The sequence below is a fragment of the Bradyrhizobium sp. SZCCHNS1050 genome (genome assembly GCF_032484785.1).
Taxonomy (GTDB): domain Bacteria; phylum Pseudomonadota; class Alphaproteobacteria; order Rhizobiales; family Xanthobacteraceae; genus Bradyrhizobium.
Map to the genome: position 1 here is coordinate 2,043,552 of NZ_JAUETR010000001.1, position 21,439 is coordinate 2,064,990.

At 66.8% G+C, this 21,439-nt stretch carries 17 protein-coding genes and 2 pseudogenes; 12 read left to right on the top strand and 7 right to left on the bottom strand.

The window, feature by feature from the left end:
* Positions 1-312 precede the first annotated feature (312 nt).
* From QX094_RS09305 to QX094_RS09320, 4 genes and pseudogenes are all read left to right on the top strand, one after another.
* Positions 313-1,047, top strand: coding sequence for a sensor histidine kinase (locus tag QX094_RS09305; protein ID WP_315751346.1), 735 nt, complete (start codon positions 313-315; stop codon positions 1,045-1,047).
* Complete coding sequence (locus tag QX094_RS09310) at positions 1,028-1,714, top strand: response regulator transcription factor (protein WP_315717876.1); 687 nt, start codon at positions 1,028-1,030, stop codon at positions 1,712-1,714. Before QX094_RS09305 ends, QX094_RS09310 begins: the two co-directional genes overlap by 20 nt.
* Before the next feature lie 196 nt (positions 1,715-1,910).
* Positions 1,911-2,264 (top strand): response regulator transcription factor, encoded by a 354-nt coding sequence (locus tag QX094_RS09315; protein WP_315717877.1) that lies wholly within the window; start codon positions 1,911-1,913, stop codon positions 2,262-2,264.
* A gap of 450 nt (positions 2,265-2,714) precedes the next feature.
* Positions 2,715-3,384 (top strand): annotated as a pseudogene (locus QX094_RS09320) (IS3 family transposase); the annotation flags it as partial.
* Positions 3,385-3,726: 342 nt separating this feature from the next.
* On the opposite strand, the gene QX094_RS09330 reads toward QX094_RS09320, so the two are convergent.
* From QX094_RS09330 to QX094_RS09340, 3 genes are all read right to left on the bottom strand, one after another.
* Positions 3,727-5,802, bottom strand: a complete 2,076-nt coding sequence (locus QX094_RS09330) for a HAMP domain-containing methyl-accepting chemotaxis protein (RefSeq protein ID WP_316187850.1) — start codon at positions 5,800-5,802, stop codon at positions 3,727-3,729.
* Positions 5,803-5,932: 130 nt separating this feature from the next.
* A complete protein-coding gene (locus QX094_RS09335) occupies positions 5,933-6,280 on the bottom strand; it encodes a hypothetical protein (RefSeq protein ID WP_316187851.1) in 348 nt (115 codons plus the stop codon).
* 16 nt (positions 6,281-6,296) lie between these two features.
* Entirely contained in the window at positions 6,297-7,025 is a 729-nt protein-coding gene (locus tag QX094_RS09340; protein WP_316187852.1) for an SDR family oxidoreductase, read from the bottom strand.
* Positions 7,026-7,145: 120 nt separating this feature from the next.
* On the opposite strand from QX094_RS09340, the pseudogene QX094_RS09345 reads away from it, so the two are divergent.
* Positions 7,146-8,421, top strand: a pseudogene (locus QX094_RS09345) (hypothetical protein).
* Positions 8,422-8,628: 207 nt separating this feature from the next.
* Here the strand turns inward: QX094_RS09345 and QX094_RS09350 are convergent.
* Positions 8,629-9,666: a magnesium and cobalt transport protein CorA gene (locus QX094_RS09350; RefSeq protein WP_315717882.1), complete on the bottom strand. Its 1,038-nt coding sequence runs from the start codon at positions 9,664-9,666 to the stop codon at positions 8,629-8,631.
* 257 nt (positions 9,667-9,923) lie between these two features.
* Here QX094_RS09350 and QX094_RS09355 point away from each other — a divergent pair, with 257 nt between their 5' ends.
* The gene (locus QX094_RS09355) at positions 9,924-10,628 is read left to right on the top strand and encodes an SDR family oxidoreductase (protein WP_316187853.1); all 705 of its coding nucleotides are present in this window, start codon (positions 9,924-9,926) and stop codon (positions 10,626-10,628) included.
* 15 nt (positions 10,629-10,643) lie between these two features.
* On the opposite strand, the gene QX094_RS09360 is transcribed toward QX094_RS09355, so the two are convergent.
* Positions 10,644-12,083, bottom strand: a complete 1,440-nt coding sequence (locus tag QX094_RS09360; RefSeq protein WP_316187854.1) for a glutamine synthetase family protein — start codon at positions 12,081-12,083, stop codon at positions 10,644-10,646.
* Positions 12,084-12,276: 193 nt separating this feature from the next.
* Complete coding sequence (locus tag QX094_RS09365; RefSeq protein WP_316165567.1) at positions 12,277-13,635, bottom strand: aromatic ring-hydroxylating dioxygenase subunit alpha; 1,359 nt, start codon at positions 13,633-13,635, stop codon at positions 12,277-12,279.
* Positions 13,636-13,846: 211 nt separating this feature from the next.
* Between QX094_RS09365 and QX094_RS09370 the strand changes: the two genes are divergently transcribed.
* From QX094_RS09370 to QX094_RS09380, 3 genes are all read left to right on the top strand, one after another.
* On the top strand, positions 13,847-14,647 hold the full coding sequence (locus tag QX094_RS09370) for an IclR family transcriptional regulator C-terminal domain-containing protein (protein ID WP_315717886.1): 801 nt from the start codon (positions 13,847-13,849) through the stop codon (positions 14,645-14,647).
* Positions 14,648-15,470: 823 nt separating this feature from the next.
* Positions 15,471-16,172, top strand: coding sequence for an alpha/beta hydrolase (locus QX094_RS09375; protein ID WP_315751328.1), 702 nt, complete (start codon positions 15,471-15,473; stop codon positions 16,170-16,172).
* A gap of 46 nt (positions 16,173-16,218) precedes the next feature.
* On the top strand, positions 16,219-16,515 hold the full coding sequence (locus tag QX094_RS09380; RefSeq protein ID WP_315751326.1) for a zinc-ribbon domain-containing protein: 297 nt from the start codon (positions 16,219-16,221) through the stop codon (positions 16,513-16,515).
* A gap of 281 nt (positions 16,516-16,796) precedes the next feature.
* Here the strand turns inward: QX094_RS09380 and QX094_RS09385 are convergent, their stop codons facing one another.
* On the bottom strand, positions 16,797-17,387 hold the full coding sequence (locus QX094_RS09385; protein WP_315751324.1) for a TetR/AcrR family transcriptional regulator: 591 nt from the start codon (positions 17,385-17,387) through the stop codon (positions 16,797-16,799).
* A gap of 196 nt (positions 17,388-17,583) precedes the next feature.
* On the opposite strand from QX094_RS09385, the gene QX094_RS09390 reads away from it, so the two are divergent.
* From QX094_RS09390 to QX094_RS09400, 3 genes are read left to right on the top strand one after another with little or no spacing between them, the layout of a single operon-like run.
* Positions 17,584-18,078, top strand: a complete 495-nt coding sequence (locus tag QX094_RS09390; protein ID WP_316187855.1) for a (2Fe-2S)-binding protein — start codon at positions 17,584-17,586, stop codon at positions 18,076-18,078.
* Entirely contained in the window at positions 18,075-19,133 is a 1,059-nt protein-coding gene (locus tag QX094_RS09395; RefSeq protein ID WP_316187856.1) for a xanthine dehydrogenase family protein subunit M, read from the top strand. The genes QX094_RS09390 and QX094_RS09395 overlap by 4 nt, the downstream gene beginning before the upstream one ends.
* Positions 19,123-21,387: a xanthine dehydrogenase family protein molybdopterin-binding subunit gene (locus QX094_RS09400; RefSeq protein WP_316187857.1), complete on the top strand. Its 2,265-nt coding sequence runs from the start codon at positions 19,123-19,125 to the stop codon at positions 21,385-21,387. The genes QX094_RS09395 and QX094_RS09400 overlap by 11 nt, the downstream gene beginning before the upstream one ends.
* The last annotated feature ends 52 nt before the right edge of the window (positions 21,388-21,439 follow it).

The window sequence follows — 21,439 nt, forward strand, 5'->3', positions numbered from 1 at the left end:
CCGCTGCCCGCTATTCAACGCCTGTGAGACCTTCACCTCACGTCCACATTTCATGCGTATGGAAGCTGCAAGGCTCAGCGTCCACTGACTCATGCTAGCGTCGGGAAAGACGGCGAATGGCGGCGCGGTGTTCTCCGTCGACGCGATGAGCTTCATCGACGCCCTGCCGATCGACAATTACAACGGTGCGGCGCGTAGCTTTAATGTACATAAAGTTATGCGGTTTAAATCGATCTTTGAAGTTGACTCGATCATACTGCTGATACATCCTAAGGGTGTATCTTAGTCACGAGAAAACCTGGCTGGTCTTCGATGCAACGGGAGCAGATCGAAGCCATAACTCGCGATATTGGGCAACAAGAAATTCTTGAACGTGAAATTCTTGCGATTGCCTCTCGCGAGAGACAGCGCATTGGGCGTGAACTCCACGACGGGCTCTGCCAATCGCTCGCCGGCTTAGCGGCGCTAGCTGCGGCGCTGTGGCGAAGTTTGGCGGCGAGCGGCCAACCGGGTCCCGCCGCGGCCGCGGCCGAACTCGTACGATTGCTGAACGAGACCATCGGCGAGGCGCGTGACCTCGCTCGTGGGCTCAGCTCGATCGGTCTGAATAGCGCGGATCTTGTCGGCTCCCTTGAGAGCCTCGCCCGCAACGTCAGCGCCGCTCATGGCGCCTTTTGTGCGTTTGTGGAAGATACCCCTTGTCCCGATCTTGGCCGCGAAACCACGAGCCACCTCGTGCGTATCGCCCAAGAAGCCGTCCGCAATGCGGTCAGCCACGGCCGAGCCGACGAAATCGAGATCCGTCTGGCGTGCACTGCAGGCTCGGGACTATTGAGCATCCGGGACAACGGTGTCGGGCTTCCCGAAAAATGGCGCGATCATGACGGCATCGGGCTTTATACCATGGACTACCGCGCGCGGGCGATCGGCGGTTCTCTTACTGTGGAGCCGCAGGCCCGTCGCGGCGTCATGGTTGCGTGCGCGTTTCCGCTGTTATCGAATTACGAACGGCAGGAAAGTATCGGCGATGCCCACTTGCCTGGCTGAAGCCGCGGACGCGGTGCGGAAGAGGCTGCTTGTCGTCGACGATCATCCCGTGCTGTGCCGCGGGTTGATCGCCCTCATCGAGGCGGAAAACGGCCTCGCCGTTCACGGCGCGGTCGGTACGCGCGTGGCCGCGCTCAAGACCATCGCGATCAGTCGCCCTGATCTGGTGATCGTAGACCTTGCTCTCGGCGACGAGGACGGCCTAGATCTCGTCAAGGAAATCAAAGCGCGTCATCCCGGCGTTCGCTCGCTGGTGCTTTCGATGTACGACGAAGAGGTGTTCGCCGAGCGCGCGCTTTGCGCCGGCGCCCTCGGCTATGTCACCAAACAACAGCTCGAATCGACCGTGATCGCTGCCATTCGTCGGGTGCTTGCAGGCGAGACCTACATGAGCGAGGCTCTGCAGCGGCGGCTGGCTGAACGATGCGTCGGCGCGCGACCGCTCGAGACCGCCTCGCCGGTGCGCACGCTGAGCGATCGGGAATTGCAGGTATTTCGGCTCGTTGGTCAGGGCCGAACCACGCGGCAGATCGCTGGTCTACTGAACCGCAGCGTCAAAACGGTAGAATCCCATCTTGAGCACATCAAGAATAAGCTGGCGATCGAATCGGCTGCTGAACTCGCCCAACGCGCGGCTCAATGGGTTACAATCGGCCGATTGGGTTGAGTCATAAAGTTCGCCCAAGTGCGCGGCTAGTGTCATACACGTCTGCCATGCCGCCGATGACTTCTCGACCAAGCAGGCACAGCCCCTCTCCGGCAAGCGCGACGGCCGAACACGCGGTCTGGGCCATGGTGCTAAAGCGGACTGCGCAATCAGCACGGCGCACGCGGCGTCTGCTCATTGTGGACAGTCACCCCTGATGCGGCGCAGGCTGACCGCGCTGATCAATGCTGAGCCCGGTCTTGTCGTATGTGCCTTGGCGGCCACCCAACGGGATGCGCTCGTGGCCATCGCGGCCACGAAACCCGATCTAGGGATCGTCGATCTGTTCCTTGGCGATAGCAATGGTTTGGATCTGGTGAGAGACGTTCGCGCGCGCTTTGTTCGTCTGCCGCTACCTGGATTGAGCAGGCATGATTCGCCGCAATACGTCCGCCGCGCTTTCGAATCCGGCACCGACGACTACGTCGCCAAGCAGGAGATGACAGAAGACCTTCTGGTGGCGATCCGCAGCGTGCTGCTCGGCGACCCTTACGGCGCACCGGCGCCTTGATCCATGCCCGTCTGCGTCCGGCAAGTTGACGCGTGCGAAGCTGGGCGGCCCATGGGGGATTCTCCCAATGCGAAAACGGGGTGCGACCCCGATGTCAGTTTAAGTCTCCAGCGTTAGCATTGGTAGCTACCAATGCCGTGCCCGCTTTGACGACTGAAATGCTGGTCGAGCCCTTCGCTTATCGGCTCGATCGAGACCATCACCGCTTCAAATGGGAAAAACGATGAGAAATATCTGCACCGCCGCCGCAATAGTCGCGATTGTTTTCATTCCTTGGACCGTCCATGCGGGCACTTGCTACAAAAACTTAGGTTGCAAGGGCGCTACGTCGACCACTTCTTGCAAGACATGTCTTGGAAACCCCTCAAAGGGAGAGGGTTGGAAGCAAAACTCAAAGAGCACCTGTATCGGAAACTTCAACCATTGTCCGGCGGTCCGTTAACGGTACTGGCGCTGGTCCCGCGCCCCGGCACCAGCAAGGCCGCCTCCGGCCACAAGATCCATCCCTATCTGCTGCGCGGCGTCAGCATCACCGATGCCCAATCACGTCTGGGCGGCCGACATCACCTACATTCCGATGGCGCAGGGGTTCCTGTATCTGGTGGCGATCATCGACTGGGCCACCCGGGCGGTGCTGGCGTGGCGCTTGTCGAACACGATGAATACGGGCTTTTGCATCGCTGCGCTCGACGAGGCGATGGCGCGTCACGGCCGGCCTAAGATCTTCAACACCGATCAGGGCGCGCAGTTCACCAGCTCAGCCTTCACCGGCAGGCTGGAGGCTGCAGGCATTGCGATTTCGATGGACGGACGCGGCCGTTTCATGGACAACATCTTCATCGAACGATTGTGGCGCTCGATCAAGTATGAGGAAGTGCATCTGAAAGCCTATGCTGACGGGCGCGAAGCGCGAGACGGCATCGGCTCATGGATGACCTTTTAAAATCATCGCCGCCCGCACCAGGCGATGAACAATCAGTTTCCCATGGCGGTATGGCGCGCCGGCATGGATGTGATCGAGGCGGCCCAGACTGTGGATATGCCGCTTCGCTTGGACAACGCAAACGCGTTGCCCACATACCCACAGCAGGCCCAGACGCAGCAGCAGGAAGCTGCTTGATTTGAACGACAGGGCAGGCGCGATCACACCTTAATTTTCGGCGATCCATGGTCCCGTGCGTGGGGTCCACTTCAGTTGAACGTGTCTCGCAAGCTAACATCCGCCTGGGGTTATGGATTCCCGCGTTCGCGGGAGAACGGGGCAGCCGAGAAGAACAAAGGGCGCGATCGGTCCGATCGCGGAGCATCGGCAGCAGCGCAGATCTGAGTAGCTGTAGCCCGGATGAGCGGCACCGATATCTGAGGGGGCTGGCCCCGCATGTCGCTTGCGCTCATGCGGGCTATAGCTGCTGCGATCGGGTGGCGATGCGCGGCCCTCGTCGAGGCCACGCATAATGCACCCTCACGCCGCGCGCACCGAGTCGAGGAAGCGGCTGACCTCGTCGCGGAGGCGGCTGCTCTGGCCGGACAGCGACTTCGCGGCGGACAGCACCTGCGAGGAGGCCGAGCCGGTCTCGTCGGCGCCATGCCGGACGCTGGCGATGTTCGCCGACACCTGCTGCGTGCCGTGCGCCGCCTGCTGGACGTTGCGCGAGATTTCGCGCGTCGCCGAACTCTGCTCCTCGACGGCGGAAGCGATGGCGGACGCGATCTCCGACATCCGGGCGATGGTTTCGCCGATCTCCTTGATCGAGCCGACCGACTCCTGGGTGGCCGCCTGGATGCCGCCGATCTGCTGGCCGATCTCGCCCGTCGCCTTGGCGGTCTGCTCGGCCAGCGCCTTCACCTCCGAGGCGACCACCGCGAAGCCGCGGCCGGCCTCGCCGGCGCGGGCGGCCTCGATGGTGGCATTGAGCGCGAGCAGGTTGGTCTGGCCGGCGATCGCGTTGATCAGCTCGACGACGTCGCCGATCCGGGCCGCGGCCTTGGCGAGCTCGGCGACGTTGTCGTTGGTCTTGCGCGCCTGCGCCAGCGCCTCGTTGGCGATGCGCGCGGAGTCCTGCACCTGGCGGCTGATCTCGTTGACCGACGAGCTCATCTCCTCGGCGGCCGCGGCGACCGAATGCACGTTGGTCGAGGCTTCCTCGGACGCCGAGGTCACCACGGTGGCGAGCTCCAGCGAGCGGCCGGCGGTCGTCGTCAGCGTGGCGGCGGAGCGCTCCAGATCGGCCGACGCCGATGACACGATGCCGACGACCTCGCCGATCGCCATCTCGAACTCGCGCGTGAAGCGCTCGACACGCTGGCCGCGCTCGATCTTGGCCTGCGCGTCGGCCGCGGCCGCCTGCTCGGCGCGCTTCTTCTCCAGCAGCGCCTCCTTGAAGGTCTGCAGCGAGCCGGTCATCGCGGCGATCTCGTCGTCGCGATCGATCGTCGGGATCGCCACGTCGTCGTGGCCGGCCGCCATCTGGCCGATCAGGCCGGTCAGGTTCACGATCGGGTTGATCACGCGGCGGCGCAGCAGCATGGTGACGAACACGAGAATGCCGGCGAGGGCCGCGACCACCGCCGTCGCCAGCGCGAGCATCAGATAGGCTGCATCGCGCGCCGCGACGGCGCGTTCGCGGGCCTCGGCGATCGCGGCGTCGCGCACGACGAAGAACTTCTGCACGGCCGGGACGACCGCCTCGGCCAGGCTGTCGGCGGTGAGTGCGTAGTTGAGATCGCCGAGCCCGGCTGCGATGTCCTTGTCGACGATCGGAACGGCGCGCCCGAAATAGGCGTCACGGGCCTCCTTGAACGCCGTGAGCAGCCGCTCCGGATTGCCGAGTTGGTCGATGCCGGCATCCAGGCGCTCGCGGTCGGCTTCGGTGCGGCCCTGGGCGCGGTCCATCGCCGCCTTCTCGGCCGGTGCCACGGCGCGGCGGGCGCTGAGCGCCGGCGACAGCGCGGCAGCCCGGCCGCCGGCGGTCACGCGCAGGTCCTGCGCGGTGCGGGCGACGTCGAGCAGCGTCGTCAGCGATGCGTCGGCATTGGCGATGCGGTTCTGCAGCTGGTTCAGGATCGGCTCGATTGCCAGGGCGACCTGGGTGACCCCGGGGAGAAAGCTCTTGATGACGGCCGGATCGCGCGCGTTCAGCGGCGCGGTCAGCGCGGGGTCCACCTTGGCGAGGATCTCGTTCAGCTTGGACGAGGCCTGGTCCAGGCTGCGCGTGATCGCCTCGCCGTTGGAGACGTTCGCCAGCTGCGCGCGCGCCCTGGCGAAGGATGCGTCGGCGGACTGCCTGATCTTGCGCACGCCTTCGAGCTGCGCGGGCGTGGCGGGAGCATCCTGGAAGATCGGCGTGATGTAGGGGGCGCGATGGCCGACCACGTCCTGCGCGTAGAGCAGCACGGCGCCGAACGCCTCGACCGTCTTGATCGCCTCGGCCTTGTGGCTGACAGCCCTGACCTGCTCGATCACGACTTGAACAGCAGGCAGGACGGCCAAAGCCGTCACCGACAACATGGAAATTGCGAAAAGTCGGCCGATCTTCATTATTGCCCCCGGATTGCGCGGGCTCACGCTAGGTTCCTTATGATTAAGGTTGCGCTTAATTCGATCCCCGTAGTTTCCCGGACTCATCGTCATACGCGGACGCTGTGAAGGCGGCAGCCTGGAACGGCCGTCAACCCGGCCATCGCAACAGACTGCCCGAGCGAGCCAGAAGGCTTCGGCAACGGCTGTCTGCCACGTCGCGCGCCCAGCGCTGCGCGTCATCGATCGCCCCCTGCAGGTCGATCAGCGCTTGCGCCTGCCAGTGCTCGCGATCGCGGCCAAGCGGGAGCGCGTCCGTTTCGGAGTCGATTCCAACCAGGGGAAGAATGTCGACATCGGTCTCGAGCCGCGCGGTGAAGCGAAGCCTTGCGATGCTTCGCGCACCCTCGATCGGAGACACGGCGCCGGACAGGACATCCCGCGCCACTTGAAGGATGTCCTGGCGCGCGGCGATCACTTGGGGCTGATTCCAGCTCATGAAAATTTGGATGTCCCTACAGATCAAAATTCGTCGGCAGCATCACGACGTCGCGGATGGTCATGCCGCGCGGACGGGTCAGCATGAACATGATCACCTCGGCGACCTCCGAGGGCTCCAGCAGGCTGCCGGACTCGCGCGCCTCCTTCAGCTTCTCGGCCGGCCAGTCGGCGATCAGCGCGGTGACCACCGGGCCTGGCGAGATCGCGCCGACGCGGATGCCATGCTTGAAGACCTGGCGGCGCACCGTCTGCACGAAGCAGTCGATCGCCCATTTGGACGACGCATAGACCGGCTCCCACGGCGTCGGGTAATGGGCGGCGAGCGAGCTGGTGACGATGATGTCGCCGGACCCGCGCGCGATCATGTGCGGGAGCGCGTCGCGCACGTTCTTCATCACGACATTGACGTTGAGGTTCAGCATGCGGTCGATCGCGTCCGTCCTGGCGTCGACGAGATCGCCGCCGAGATAGCTGCCGGCATTGGCGTGAAGGATGTCGAGCCGGCCGGCCGCATCGAGCACGCGCGGCAGCAGGGTGGCGCAATCCGTGGGATCGAGCAGGTCGATCACCACGGGGATCACGGCCTCGCCGTGCCGCTCGCGCAGGCTCGCCAGCGCCGCGGCGTCGCGGTCGATCATGACGACGCGCGCGCCGGCGGCCAGCATCGCCGCGCTGCTGGCGAGGCCGATGCCCGACGCCGCCCCGGTGACCGCCGCCACCTTGCCTTCGAGTTCCCTGCCCATTCATCTCCTCCTTGTCCGGCCAGACTACAGCAAACCGCGCGGCATTGCCGCACTCCGTTGGACCCATCGCAATCCCTGCGCGTTGCCTCCCGGCCGCCAGCATCACCCATGAAGAGCCCGATGGAGACGATCGAAGCCTATCTCGCCCGCAAGCATCAGGAGCTGCAGCTCCTGAATTGCTGCCTGCGGAGACCGCATGCGCTGCCGGCGCCGCGCTCCGTGATGGAGGTCGTCCGGCGCAAGTTTCAGCTCACGGCCGCGCTGAAGGCCGAGCACGCACTCAGCGACTGGACCGCGACCGAGACGGCCTGGGCGGATGCGGACGATCATCGCGCCGGACCGTTCGCCTTCAGCTACGACTATCAGCGCGCCGATCTCGACGTGCGCGGGCCGTCGTTCTACGCGGCGGGCGAGAGCCGTCATGACACCATCTACACCATCTCCGGCATGGCGGCGATCGCGGCACTGCTGCTGGCGACGCGGCCCGTTCTCGGTACGGCGGACCTGCTGATGCTGCCGGGCTCCTATGGCGAGACGCAGGAGCTGGTCGCGGCGCATGCGCGGCACCTGCGCCCGGTGACGCTGACCCGTGACCTTGCCGCCGCGCTGGCGCAGCCCGCGCCCGCGCCGCGGCTGCTGCTGATCGATTCCAGCGCGACCGCGCCGCGCTTCGAGGCCGTGCTGAATTGCGACCGCCCGGCGATCGATCTCCTGATCTTCGACACCACCTGCTTTGCCAACGGCTCCGGCCGCGTTCGCCGCGTGCTGGCCTGGGCGCGACGCTGGGACGTGCCGGTCGTGATGGTGCGCAGCCACACCAAGCTCGACTCGCTCGGCGCTGAATATGGCCGGCTCGGCTCGGTCGCCTTCATCGATTGGAGCAAGGCCGGCGCCGCGGGCCGCGTTGTGCTTCAGACGCTGCCGGACGAGACGCGCAACGCCGTCAGGCGGCGCGGCGCTGCCGGCGCATTTCCCGCCTTATGTCGGCCTGCCCGCCTATCGCGAACTGACCGCGCGGCGCGTCGCCGCCATCCTGCGCAACAGCCGGCGCGCGCGGCGTCAATTCGCGACCGCGCTGCACGGCCTGACCGCGGAGCTCGACTTCGCGCACGGGCTCTACGTCACGCTCGCCGGCCGCGCGCCGCTCGACGAGGCCACCGCGCGGCAAGCCGCAACCGCCATGAGCGACGATCTCCGGCGCGCCGGGCTGCCGATCCGCCACGCCGGCAGCTTCGGCTTCGATTTCGCTGCGACGGAATGGTTTCACGACGCCACCACGGATCGCTACAGCGTGCGCGTCGCCGTGCCCGACCTGCCGACCGCGACCTGGGACGAACTGACGGACGCGATCGCCGCGTGGTGGTCCGCGCACCAGGGGCGATCCGCCGCGGCGTGACCGCTGCGCCATGGCACGCCTTGCCTCCTCAACGGCAAACGATTTCGATGCCACACGCGCCACGTCGTGCCCGGCGGTCGCGGCGCCACCGCACTCAGCGCCCTGGCACCGCGCCTCGCTTGGGCGCAGGAGATTTGGAGCAACGCCTTCGCGCCGTTCGCAAGTGGCTGAACCCGCTTCGCGAGCAGGGACCGACGGCCCCTCCCCTCACAGCCATCCGCGCCGGTGGAACTGCCAGTACAGCACGCTGCACACGGTGGCGATGAAGCCCAGCACGGCGTAGTAGCCGTATTGCCATTTCAGCTCCGGCATGTGCTCGAAGTTCATGCCGTAGATGCCGGCGACGGCCGTCGGCACCGCGAGGATCGCCGCCCAGGCCGTGAGTCGACGGGCGATGTCGGTCTGCTGCGCCTGGCCGGCCATCATGCTGGCCTCGAACACGAAGGCGAGGATCTCGCGCAAGGAATCCGCATCCTCCTCGGCGCGCTTGGCGTGGTCGAGGACGTCGCGAAACAGCGGCGCCATCTCGGCGTCGATCGCGACGTTGTCGACATGCTCGAGCCGCTTGCAGACGTCGACCACGGGGCCGACGGCGCGGCGCAGCCGCAGCAAGTCGCGCCGCAGGCGATACAGAAGGTCGACCTCGTGGCGCGCGAGCGGCCGCTGCAGCACCACCTCCTCCAGCGTCTCGACCTCGGCCATGATGCTCTCGGTCACCGGCCGGTAGTTGTCGACGATGAAATCGAGGATCGCATAGAGGATGTAGTCCTCGCCCTTGGCGAGCGAGCCCGGACAGCTCTCGCAGCGCTCGCGCACCGCGCCATAGGAGGTCGAGGCGCCGTGGCGCACCGAGACCACGAAGCCGGGGCCGACAAAGATGTGGGTCTCGCCGAACACGATGTGCTCCTTGACGAGCTGCGCGGTGCGGGCGACGACGAACAGCGCGTCGCCGTAGCGCTCGACCTTGGGCTGCTGATGCGCCTTCGACGCATCCTCGATCGCGAGCTCGTGCAGCCCGAACTGATCCGCGACGCGCTGCAGCAGCGCCGCATCCGGCTCGTGCAGCCCGATCCACACCACATGGCCCGGCCGCCTGCTCCAGGCGCCGGCCTCCTCGATCGCGACGTCGGCGACGCGGCGGCCATCGGCATAGGCGCTCGCCGCGACCACGCCGGGCTCGCGCGACGCGCCGCGAACCTGAACGGCCGGCGTATCGGCCGGTGTCTGCGTCGTCACGTGGCGCATCGTGCCTCCCTGCTGTCCGGTCTCAACGGATCCACGCGGTGGCGCGTTCCCGTTGCACCGGCCTGTTTCCGATTTTCGGCGCGTTGCAGCCGCCGGTCAAGCAACGCGCCGGATCAGATCGGTGCCGATACGGCTTGTTGATGATCTGTCGCTCGCCGTCATGGCGACCGGCGCGTTCCTGTGTTTTGCTCGACGCCACCGGGAGAACGGCGCTACATGATCGCCGTCGTCATCCGTGAAAGGCAGGAGTCATCGTCATGGCCACACAACGTGTCGCACTGGTCACCGCGGGCGGCAGCGGCATGGGCGCAGCGGCCGCGCGCCGGCTTGCCGCTGATGGATTCCACGTCGCGATCCTGTCGTCGTCGGGCAAGGGCGAGGCGCTGGCGGCCGAGCTCGGCGGCCTCGGCATCACCGGCTCCAACACGTCCAGCGACGATCTGAAACGCCTCGTCGACGGCGCGATGGACCGCTGGGGCCGCATCGATGTGCTCGTCAACAGCGCCGGCCACGGCCCGCGCGCGCCGATCCTGGAGCTGACCGACGAGCAGTGGCACACGGGCCTCGATACCTATCTGCTGAACGTCATCCGCCCGACACGCCTGGTGACGCCGATCATGCAGGCGCATAAGGGCGGCGCGATCATCAACATCTCGACCGCCTGGACCTTCGAACCGTCTTCGATGTTCCCGACCTCGGCGGTGTTCCGCGCCGGGCTCGCGTCCTTCACCAAGATCTTCACCGACACCTACGCGGCCGACAACATCCGCATGAACAACGTGCTGCCGGGCTGGATCGACAGCCTGCCGGCGACGGAGGAGCGCAGCAAGACGGTGCCGATGGGCCGCTACGGCAAGTCCGAGGAGATCGCCGCGACCATCGCCTTCCTGGCCTCCGAGGGTGCCGCCTACATCACCGGCCAGAACATCCGCGTCGACGGCGGGCTGACGCGCAGCGTGTGAGGGGCCACCGCGCCGTCAGAACATCTCGAAATATTCGCGCTGCTCCCAGTCGGAGACCTCCTGCTGGAAGCGCTCGAGCTCGGCGTTCTTGATGAAGGTGTAGTAGTCGATGAAGGTCGAACCGAACGCCTCGCGGAAGAACGCGTCGTCCTTCAGCGCATCGACCGCCTCGCGCAACGATTTCGGCAGCAGGCTCGCCTTGGTCTCATAGGGCACATCCGCCGACGGTCCCGGATCGAGCTCGCGGTCGATGCCGTCGAGGCCGGCTGATATCTGCGAAGCCATGTAGAGATAGGGGTTGGCGGCGGGCTCGCCGATGCGGTTCTCCAGGCGGGTGGCGCGATCGCCGGGGCCGCCGAGCACGCGGATCATGACGCCTCTGTTGTCGCGGCCCCAGATCGCGCGGTCCGGCGCCAGCGAATAGGCGCGGTAGCGCCGGTAGCCGTTGATCGTCGGCGTCGAAAACAGCGCGGAGGCACGCGCATGCGCGAGCAGACCCGCCATGTAGTGGCGGCCGAGCGCGGACAGACCTTCGGCGTCCTCCGTCATGAACGCGTTGCTGCCGTCGCGCGCCACCAGCGACTGGTGCAGATGCCAGCCCGACGACATCACGTTGGGGATGCGCGGCCGGCACATGAAGGTGGCGTGATAGCCGTGGCGCTGGCAGATCTGCTTCACGGCGCTGCGGAACAGCACCATCGTATCCGCAGGCGCCAGCCCGATGCCCGGCTGCAGCACGAATTCGCACTGGCTCGGTCCATATTCGAGCTCGATCGAGCGCAACGGCAGGCCCAGCGCGACGAGGTTCGCCCGGATGATCTCGAGCGCCGGCTCCATCTGATCGAAGCGCTGCTCGGTGAGATATTGATAGCCCTGGGTCAGCAGGCTGACCGTCGGCGGCACGCCGGGCTGACCGGGCGAGCCGGCATCACCGGGCGCGAGCCTGGGATCCTCGACCTTGAAGATGTGGCACTCGACCTCGAGGCCGGCCATGAACTGATAGCCACGCTGTTCGAGAGTCGCCAATGCCGACCGATAGAGATTGCGCGTGGCGAACGGGACCGGCGCACCGTTGGCGAAGTACAGATCACACAGCACCCAGCCGGTGCCGGACGCCCAGGGCAGCACCCGGAACGTGGTCGGATCGGCGACCATCAGCGCGTCGCTGCCGCCCTGCATCTCGGCCATGCCGAAGCCGCCGCCGGCGGTGAACACCGGAAACACGGTGCGATGCGAGGTGTCCTTGGCGAGCAGGGTCGTCGTGATCGAGCAGCCGTCCTCGAGCGAGGACAAAGCAGCATCGACAGTGAGTGTCTTGCCGCGCAGAATGCCATGCTGGTCCGGGAACGAGAAGCGGATGGTGGTGAGGCCGTGCTCCTCGGCGAGGCGGCGCATGCGCATTGCGGCCTCGGCCTGCTCGACGGTCCACAACTGATGCTTGTCGACGAAACTCAACGATGGCTCCTCGAATCGTAGGACGGGCAAAGGCGCGCTCGCGGCGCTGCCTCCGCTGTTGCGCCAGTGGACACTGCGAACGCGACGCGCCCACCGCCGCGACGGTGCGCGTGAATGGTGGGCGCGCCGTCGGTCGGCACGCTGCGCCGTTCCGCCGGCCTTGCCCACCCTACGGCAGCTCGGAGCAAAGGAGCTACTCCGCCGCGCTCAGATGCGGGGCCCGCCGCACGATATCCGCGGGCACCGGCGGGGCCCAGGGGGCGTTGCGGCGGCGGCGGACGTCGACTTCCATCCAATAGGTCTCCCAGCCGCGCGTCGGACCGATCCCGTCCATCGTCGCCGGGCCCTGCACGCTGCGGGCCTCGGCGGCATCGAGGAACAGCATCGGCGGCTCGCCGCTCGCGACCTTCTCGATCTGCTCGCGCAGCAGCCGGCGATATTGGATGATCGCCTTGTCGGATTGGCCCAGATGCTCGCGGGTGCGGTCCTGGATCCGGCCCATCGACTCCACCGCCCACTGGTCGTGCACGTTGATGTCGTTGCCCATGCCGGTGTAGGTCGCGGTCGCCTGCTCCCGTGGATCGAAGCCGTAGTCGTTGCTCTTGTTCTTGCGCGAGCGATAGTCGGGCAGCTCATAGAGCTCGAGCCGCTGCGCCCGCATCTTCGCCCGGTCGACCGGCGCGCCATAGCTGGTGAAGATCGCGTACCAATAGCAGCTCTCGTCATCGACCGGCACGTGCCACTGCGTGATCGTCATCTCCGTGCTCATCGGAATCACGAAGGCATGCGGGAACAGCTGATTGGTGACGCGCACGTGGGTGCGTTCGGCATCGATCTCACGCAGCGCGATGATGCGCAGGCCGTATTCGGTCCCCTCGACATTGATGATCGGACGATCGTATTCGCGCAGCACCTTGGTCATCGGCAGCTCGCTGTCGGCGGAGGCGCCGCGGAACTGCTTGCCATAGGCGGTCGACGTATCCTCGTCCTCGAAGAAGCGGTGCAGGAACGAGGCATGCGCGGGGTCGATGCCGACCTCCAGCGCTTGCAGCCAGTTGCACTCGATCAGGCCCTTGAAGGCGAAGGTGTAGGCGTCTGGCGCGGTGAAGCAGTCGAGATCCGGGAACGCCGGGGCGGCGCCCTCGCCCAGCCAGGCCCAGAGGATGCCGCCCTTCTCGACCACGGGATAGGCGCGCTGCTTGACGTTCTTGCACAGCGGCGAGCCCGCCGGTTCGGCCGGCGTCTCCAGACAATTGCCGTCGGCGTCGAACAGCCAGCCATGGAAGGCGCAACGCAACCCGCCGTTCTCCAGCCGTCCGAAGGCGAGATCTGCGCCGCGATGCGGACAATCGCGATCAAGTAGTCCGTAGCGGCCCTGCGCATCCTTGAAGAGCACGAAGTCCTGGCCGAGCAGCTTCACCGCGCGCACCGGCCGCTCGCCCGCGAGCTCATCGACCAGCGCGGCCGGCTGCCAGTACATCCTCATTAGTTTACCGGCGGGCGCGCCGGGACCGACGCGCGTGATCAGGTCGTTCTGCTCCTGGCTCATCATGATGGCCGTCTCTCCTGTTCCGTCGCAAGTCGGGCGTTGAGCGTCACGCGATCATCTAATAATGTTCGCTAGACGAACACATGTTCGCCCAGATTAGATTCGCTTTAAGTGGGGAGAAGCGCAAGTGAAAAAGCTACAACCGAAGCCGAGGGGCCAACGGACTGCAGCTTCACTGCGGCCGAAAACAACAACAGCGGATCATGTCAGGCCGATGCCGAAACTGAAGCGCACTGATGAGGAGAAGAAGCAGGCTCGGGGCGACGGTCCCGAGTTCGTGGAAGCGCTCGATCGCGGCCTGCGGGTGATACAAGCCTTCAGCCGCGAGGGCCGGCCGATGACGCTGAGCAAGGCCGCGGAACTCACCGGCCTCGCCCGTGCCACGGTGCGACGGATTCTGCTGACCCTGAAGGCCTCCGGCTTCGTCCATGGCGACGACCGGCTGTTCTCGCTGACGCCGCGCGTGCTGCTGCTGGCCTCCAGCTATCTCGCCTCCAACCAGATCAACAGCGTGATGCAGCCGTTGATGGACAACACGGCCGGCGAGGCGCGCGAGGTCTGCTCGCTCGCCGTCCTCGACGGCGAGTCGGTCGTCTTCATCGCGCGCGCGACCTCGACGCGGATGTTCTCGACCGGGCTCGAAATCGGCTATCGGCTGCCGGCGTTCTGCACGTCGGTCGGCCGCGTGTTGCTGAGCCGGATGCCGGACGATCAGTTGCGCCAGGCCGTCGAGCGCATGACGCTGACCGAGATGACGCCGCAGACGATCACCGACAAGGAAGCATTGCTCGCGTCGATCATCGCCGTCCGCGACGACGGTTACTCGCTCGTCGACGGTGAGGCGGAGCAGGGTTTCCGCTCGATTTCAGTGCCGATTCGCCGCTATGACGGCGGCATCATCGCCGCCGCCAACATCGGCGGCCACGTCGATCGCATCGGCGTCGACGAGATGAAGGAGCGCTTCCTGCCGCTGCTGAAGAAGCTCGCGGCGACGGCGCAGCCTCTGCTCGTCTGATCGTCGAGGAGAGGCCTCGGCCGCTGGCACGCTCGCTCTCGCTCGCGCATCAGGTCACGCCACCGCAACCTTCGCATCGAACTCGCGTCGCATCGAACTCGCGGCCACGAGCGCCGCTGCTCCATCCGGCAGCGACATCGCCGAGAGGCATCGTCGCGCCGCTGATCGAGCACGTCGTCCCGCCCCTCGCTGCATCGCGGATCGGCGCACTCGCCGTTCTCGTGAGAGCCGGACTTCGCGCGACAATCCTTCCGATGTCATCACCGACAGCGCGGTGCTACCAACTTATCTCCGCAGCAGCACGAGAGAGCCGGCCATCGCCGGCCACGTGAAGTTACCGGCCGCGCGAACTAATCGTTGTGGTCGCAGGCCTTGCGACGCCGCGGCCCACGCCCATTACGTGATATTATCGTGACGCCCGACCCTGTTTGCCACGATTGATGGTCCGTCCAGGTATCATCGCGCTGCATGCGATGGTGGCATGATCCGGAGCGGAAGTAGTTCGATCTCCGATCTCACGCGCGAATTGCGGACGACGCCACCAGATTGCCGCGAATGGCGCCGCAATCACGAAAGCCGAAGGCGCCGCGGCTCAAGCAGCATCGCGGGCGACCCGATCACCGCAATCATCCGACCGGCCCCCCGCTGCCGCGAAGAGGCGCAGGAGGAGCCAGGACACGGCTGGGGACGAGGTCGTCGCCCTGGGCGGCGGGCGCGAGCCGCAGCACATCGTTGGACATCGGCCGCCTCTCGCGCGTAAATGGCATGCCGGGCGGACAACACCCGGACCTGCAGGTGAATGCCGTTTCCGGGGGGAAGACCCATGACTGATGCGCTGCCGCTCGTGCTGGTGCCTGGCCTGATCTCGTCGCCCCGCATCTATGCGCCGGTGATCCCGGCGCTGTGGCGGCTCGGGCCGGTGATGGTGGCCAACCACATCCGCGATGACAGCATGGCCGCGATCGCCCGCCGCATCCTGGCCGAGGCGCCGCCGCGCTTCGCGCTCGCGGGACATTCGATGGGCGGCTACATCGCGCTCGAGATCATGCGCCAGGCGCCGGAACGCGTGGGTCGGCTGGCGCTGATCAACACCCAGGCGCGGCCCGACACGCCGGAGGCGAGCGCCCGCCGCCGCACCATGATCACCCGCGCCAAGGAGGGCGACTATCACGGCGTGGTCGACGAGCTGTTCTCGGGCTTCGTGCATCCGTCGCGCCAGGATGATCCGCGGCTGCGCCAGCTCGTGCACGACATGGCCGAGGAGGTCGGCGTCATCGGCTTCATCCGGCAGCTGACGGCCATCATGTCGCGTCCGGACTCGCGGCCGACCTTGACCGCGATCCGCTGCCCGACCCTGGTGCTGACCGGCGACACCGACAACACCATCCCGAACAGCCTGTCGAAGGAAATGGCCGACGGCATCGACGGCAGCTGGCTGGTCGTGCTGGAGAATTGCGGCCACCTGCCGCAGCCCGAGCAGCCGGAGGAAACGGCGCAGGCGCTGATGGAGTGGTTGAGGGGGTGAGATGGCCATCACAGTACATTGCTGGCGTTGTGGCATCGAGATGCCCATGCTCGATGAGAAGGAGTGGGTGGAGATCGAGCCTCTCCTGAGGAAACCGATCGACGACATCAAAGACTACCGGCGGTTGAATGAATGTACTCTCGGGCAAGCCGCCGCTGCGGTCGATAGCAAAGCGGGCGTGCTGCAGCGCTACCGTGAACTGACCGGCTTTGACGAGACGAATGCCCTTGCGATCTGGCACCATCGACGAAGTGATTTCGGTCCGGCGTGCACGTCGTGTGGAAAGCCGTTGAGAACACCCCGCGCGAAATTCTGCGCCGCCTGCGGGACGCCGGTTTCATAGCATCACCCCACGCCAACTTCGTCATTCCGGGGCATTCGCGCAGCGAATGAGCCCGGAATCCATACTCACAGGTCTTGGTTGTGGAGCGAGAGGGCCGTACAGAGGCACTGCGAATTTCAGCAACAGAACGTGGTTATGGATTCCGGGCTCGCGCTTCGCGCGCCCCGGAATGACGATGGAGGGAGCATCCGGATCTACGGAGTATCGCCCGGACGAGAGTGCCGTCGGACGTGTCGGCCCGGGCAAGTCAATGAGCGGCTAATACGCAGCGTGAGGCAATCTCACGCCCGCCCCTTCCCCACCCGCAACCCATCCACGAACACATCCAACAGCCGCAGCACGCTCTGCTGCCAGCCGGTCTGGTCGTGCATGTAGCACATGCCGATCAGCGCGCGCAGGACGTCGTCGGCGCTGATGTCGCTGCGGATCTCGCCGGCCGCGACGGCACGCGCCAGCAGCGCGCCGATCGAGCGGGTGAGGTGGCCGTGCGAATAGGCCGCGAGCTCAGAGTTCGCGTTCATGACGATCGCGAGCGCGGCCATCATGCCCTTCTTGGTGGCGACGAACTGCACCGTCGAGCGCAGCCAGCGGCGGAGCGCCTCGACCGCCGACTGCTCGCTCTTCAGCTCTTCCGCAAGCTCGGCGAGCTGCTCGACCTCGCGCCGGTACACCGCTTCGAACAGATCCTCGCGGGTGGGGAAATGGCGATACAGCGTGCCGATGCCGACGCCGGCCTGGCGCGCCACCGCCTCCAGGCTGGCCTCGGCGCCGCCGACGCTGAACACCGCCTTGGCCGCCTCGAGCACGCGCTCGCGATTGCGCTGCGCATCGGCGCGCGGCTTGCGATGGCGGTCTTGTGGTTTCGTCTCCATCTCACCAGCTCTTGATGACGGACCGTTCATGTCCCCTTGCTAAACGGAGGAACCCTCCGTATAAATAGACCTGCCACCCGGGACAGCCAACCTTCCTCAGCTGTCGTCCCGCGGTCGCTGGATCTGGACGGACATTCGCCCGTAAGGCGGTGTCCGCTGCGATCCGATTAGGCCATCGCTTCGATCGGAACAACGCATGAATTGGACTGTCAGACTCACCGTCAACGGTGAGCCGCGAACGCTTGCGCTCGACGACCCCAGGGTCACCCTGCTCGACCTGCTGCGCGAGCGCCTCCACCTCACCGGCACCAAGAAGGGCTGCGACCGCGGCCAGTGCGGCGCCTGCACCGTCCTGGTCGACGGCCGCCGCATCAATTCCTGCCTGACGCTGGCCGTCAGCCTCGACGGCGCGGCGATCACCACCATCGAAGGACTCGCGCAAGGCGACCGGCTGCACCCGGTGCAGGAAGCCTTCATCGCCCACGATGCCCTGCAATGCGGCTTCTGCACGCCCGGCCAGATCATGAGCGCGGTCGGGCTCATCAACGAAGGTCACGCCGGCGGCGATCCGGAGCGCGTGCGCGAAGGCATGAGCGGCAATCTGTGCCGCTGCAGCGCCTATGTCGGCATCGTCGAGGCGGTGCTCGACGCCCAGGCGACGCTCGCCGAGGACAAGGAGCGCGCGGCATGAACCGGTTCGACTATGTGAAGCCGTCGACGGTCGCGGAGGCGGTCGCAGCGGCCAGCGCGCCCGGCGCGGCCTATCTCGCTTCGGGCACCAACCTGCTCGATCTGATGAAGGGCAATGTCGTCCGGCCGGCGCGGCTGGTCGACATCTCGCAGATCAAGGAGCTGACGCGGATCGAGACGCTCGGCAATGGCGACGTCCGGATCGGCGCGCTGGTCCGCAACGCGGACCTTGCGCATGACGCGGCCTTCGCGCGCGATTTCCCGGCGGTCGCCGAAGCGCTGCTGTCGGGCGCCTCGGCACAGTTGCGCAATGCGGCCACCGTCGGCGGCAATCTGCTGCAGCGGACACGCTGCGCGTATTTCTATGATCCGGCCTCGGCCTGCAACAAACGCGCGCCCGGCGCAGGCTGCGACGCGCGCGGGGGCGACACCCATCAGCACGCCGTGCTCGGCTGGAGCGAGGCCTGCATCGCCACCAACCCCTCGGACTTCTGCGTGCCGCTCGCCGCGCTCGATGCGATCGTCGAGATCGAAGGCGGCTCCGGCCGGCGCGAGGTCGCGCTGGAGGCGCTGCATCTGCTCCCCGGCACCACGCCGGAGCGCGAGACCGTGCTCGCGCCGGGCGAGATGATCGTCGCGGTCCGGCTGCCCGCGGCGGCGCGGGCGTTCGCAAGGCACGCGCGCTATCTGAAGGTGCGCGAGCGCAATTCCTATGCGTTCGCCGTCGTCTCCGCCGCGGCCGGTCTCGTGATCGAGAACGGCGCGATCAAGCACGCACGCCTGGCGCTCGGCGGCGTCGCAGCCAAGCCGTGGCGCGCCCACCAGGCCGAAGCGCTGCTCGCAGGCCAGCCGGCTATGCCGCACACATTCCAGCAGGCTGCCGACATCGCGCTGCGCGATGCAAAGCCATCCGGCGACAACGCCCACAAGATCCCTCTCGCGCGCAGCCTGATCATGCGCGCGCTTGCCGCCGCTGCGCAAGGCACGCCGTCGCGCGTGCCGGCGCTGCCGGCCTCTCCCTTCTCCGCCGTTCCAGGAGCACTTCATGACGCCTGAGCTCAATCTCTCCCGCGATCCCGCCCATGTCAGACACGGCTCCAACATCGGCCAGCCGCTGTCGCGCGTCGATGGCCGTGCCAAGGTCACCGGCACGGCGCGCTATGCCGCCGACAACAATCCGCCCGGCCTGCTCTATGCCGTGCTCGCCGTCTCCAGCATCGCGCGCGGCCGCGTCGTCGCGCTCGACGTCGAAGCCGCCAAGGCGCATCCCGGCGTGGTCGAGGTGATGACCTCCGCCAACCGGCCGCCGCTGCACGCTGATCCCGACGGCAAGCCGAACCCGTTCGCATTCCGCTTCGAGGCGCTGCAGAACGACCGTGTGCGCTACGCCAACCAGCCGGTCGCGCTGGTCATTGCCGAAAGCCTGGAAGCCGCGACCGAGGGCGCCGCGCTGCTGTCGCCGCGCTACGAGGCCGAGCCGGCCCGCATCGGTCTCGATGCCGCCGACGCCTATGTGCCGCCTGTCGTCGGCATGGGTTTTCCCGCCGAGAGCCATCACGGCGACGTCGAGGCCGCGCTGGCGGGCAGCGACAAGCAGATCACCGCGATCTACGAGACCCCGCCGCATTATCACAATGCAATGGAGCCGCACGCGATCGTCGCCGAGTGGCAGGGCGACAGGCTCATCATCGACACGCCGACCCAGGGCCTGGTGATGATGCGCGGCCGCCTTGCCGAACTGTTCGGCATCGCGCCTGAGAACATCCTGATCCGCAGCCCCTATCTCGGTGGCGGCTTCGGCGGCAAGGGCCTGATGGCCGGGCCGCAGGTCCTCGGCATTCTCGCCGCCAAGATGGTCGGCCGCCCGGTGAAGCTGGTGGCGCGGCGCGAGCAGCTCTACGGCCCGTTCGGCCATCGCTCGCCGACCCGGCAGACGCTGCAGCTCGGCGCCAGCAGCACCGGACAATTGTCGGCGATCCGTCACCACGCGAGGATCGCAACCTCGAGCTTCGAGGACTTCTACGAAGCGGCGGCGCATGTGACGCACACGCTCTATGCCGCACCGGCGATCGCGACGACCTATGACGCGGTACGCATGGACACGGGCACGCCGCTGTTCGTGCGCGCCCCCGGTATCGCGCCGGGATCGATCGCGCTGGAGAGCGCCGTCGACGAAATGGCGGAAGCCTGCGGCCTCGATCCGCTCGCCTTCCGGGTCAAGAACTACGCCGAGGTCGAGCCGGCCACGGGCAAACCGTTCTCATCCAAGGCGCTGCGCGAGTGCTACACGCAAGGCGCCGAGCGATTCGGCTGGTGGGAGCGGCCGCTGAAGCCGCGGATGATGCGCGACAAGGACGGCTTCCTGGTCGGCTGGGGCATGGGCACGGCGACGTTCCATGCGCTGATGTTCGCGGGCCAGGCCCGCGCGGTGATCCGGCGCGACGGCACCGGCGTCGTGGAGAGCGGCGCGCACGACATGGGCCAGGGCGCCTGGACCGCCTTCGCACAGATCGCGGCAGACTCGCTCGCGCTCGAACTGGACCGGGTGACGTTCAAGGCCGGCACCTCCGACCTGCCGGATGCCGGCATCGCCGGCGGCTCGGCACATACGGCAACGGTCGGCACTGCGATCCACAATGCGGGCGCCGCCGTCATCGCCAGGCTCGCCGAGCTCGCGACATCAGACCAGCGCTCGCCACTGTTCGGCGCCGGCAACGCCGGCGTGATCGCGCGCAACGGTTGGCTGCTTCGGCGCGACGACGAGGGCCGCGGCGAGAGCTACGCCGACATCCTCGCCCGCGCCGGCCTCGACCAGGTCGAGGGCTCCGGCAGCGGCATGCCGGACCCTGCGGCCAACGAGCAATATGCGATGCATTCACATGGCGCTGTCTTTGCCGAGGTGAAGGTCGATCCCGATCTCGGCCAGGTCAGGGTGACCCGCATGGTCGGCGCGTTCGCGGCGGGACGGATCATCAATCCGAAGCTGGTGAAGAGCCAGCTCGTCGGCGGCATGATCTGGGGCATCTCGCTGGCGCTGCACGAGGAGGCGGTCACCGATCGCCGCACCGGGCGGATCATGAATGCCAATCTCGGCGAGTATCATGTGCCGGTGAATGCCGACGTCCCGGCGATCGAGGCCTTCACGGTCGAGGAGCACGATCCGTTCGTCAACCCGCTCGGCGTCAAGGGCGTCGGCGAGATCGGCATCACCGGCTCTGCCGGGGCGGTCGCCAACGCGGTGGCGCACGCGACCGGCATTCGGATCAGGCGCTTTCCGGTGCGGATCAGCGATCTGGTCTCGCGCCAATGACATTGGCGCGTTGACGAAGCCCGTTCGAAGCAATGCCTCCGTTCTCCTGACC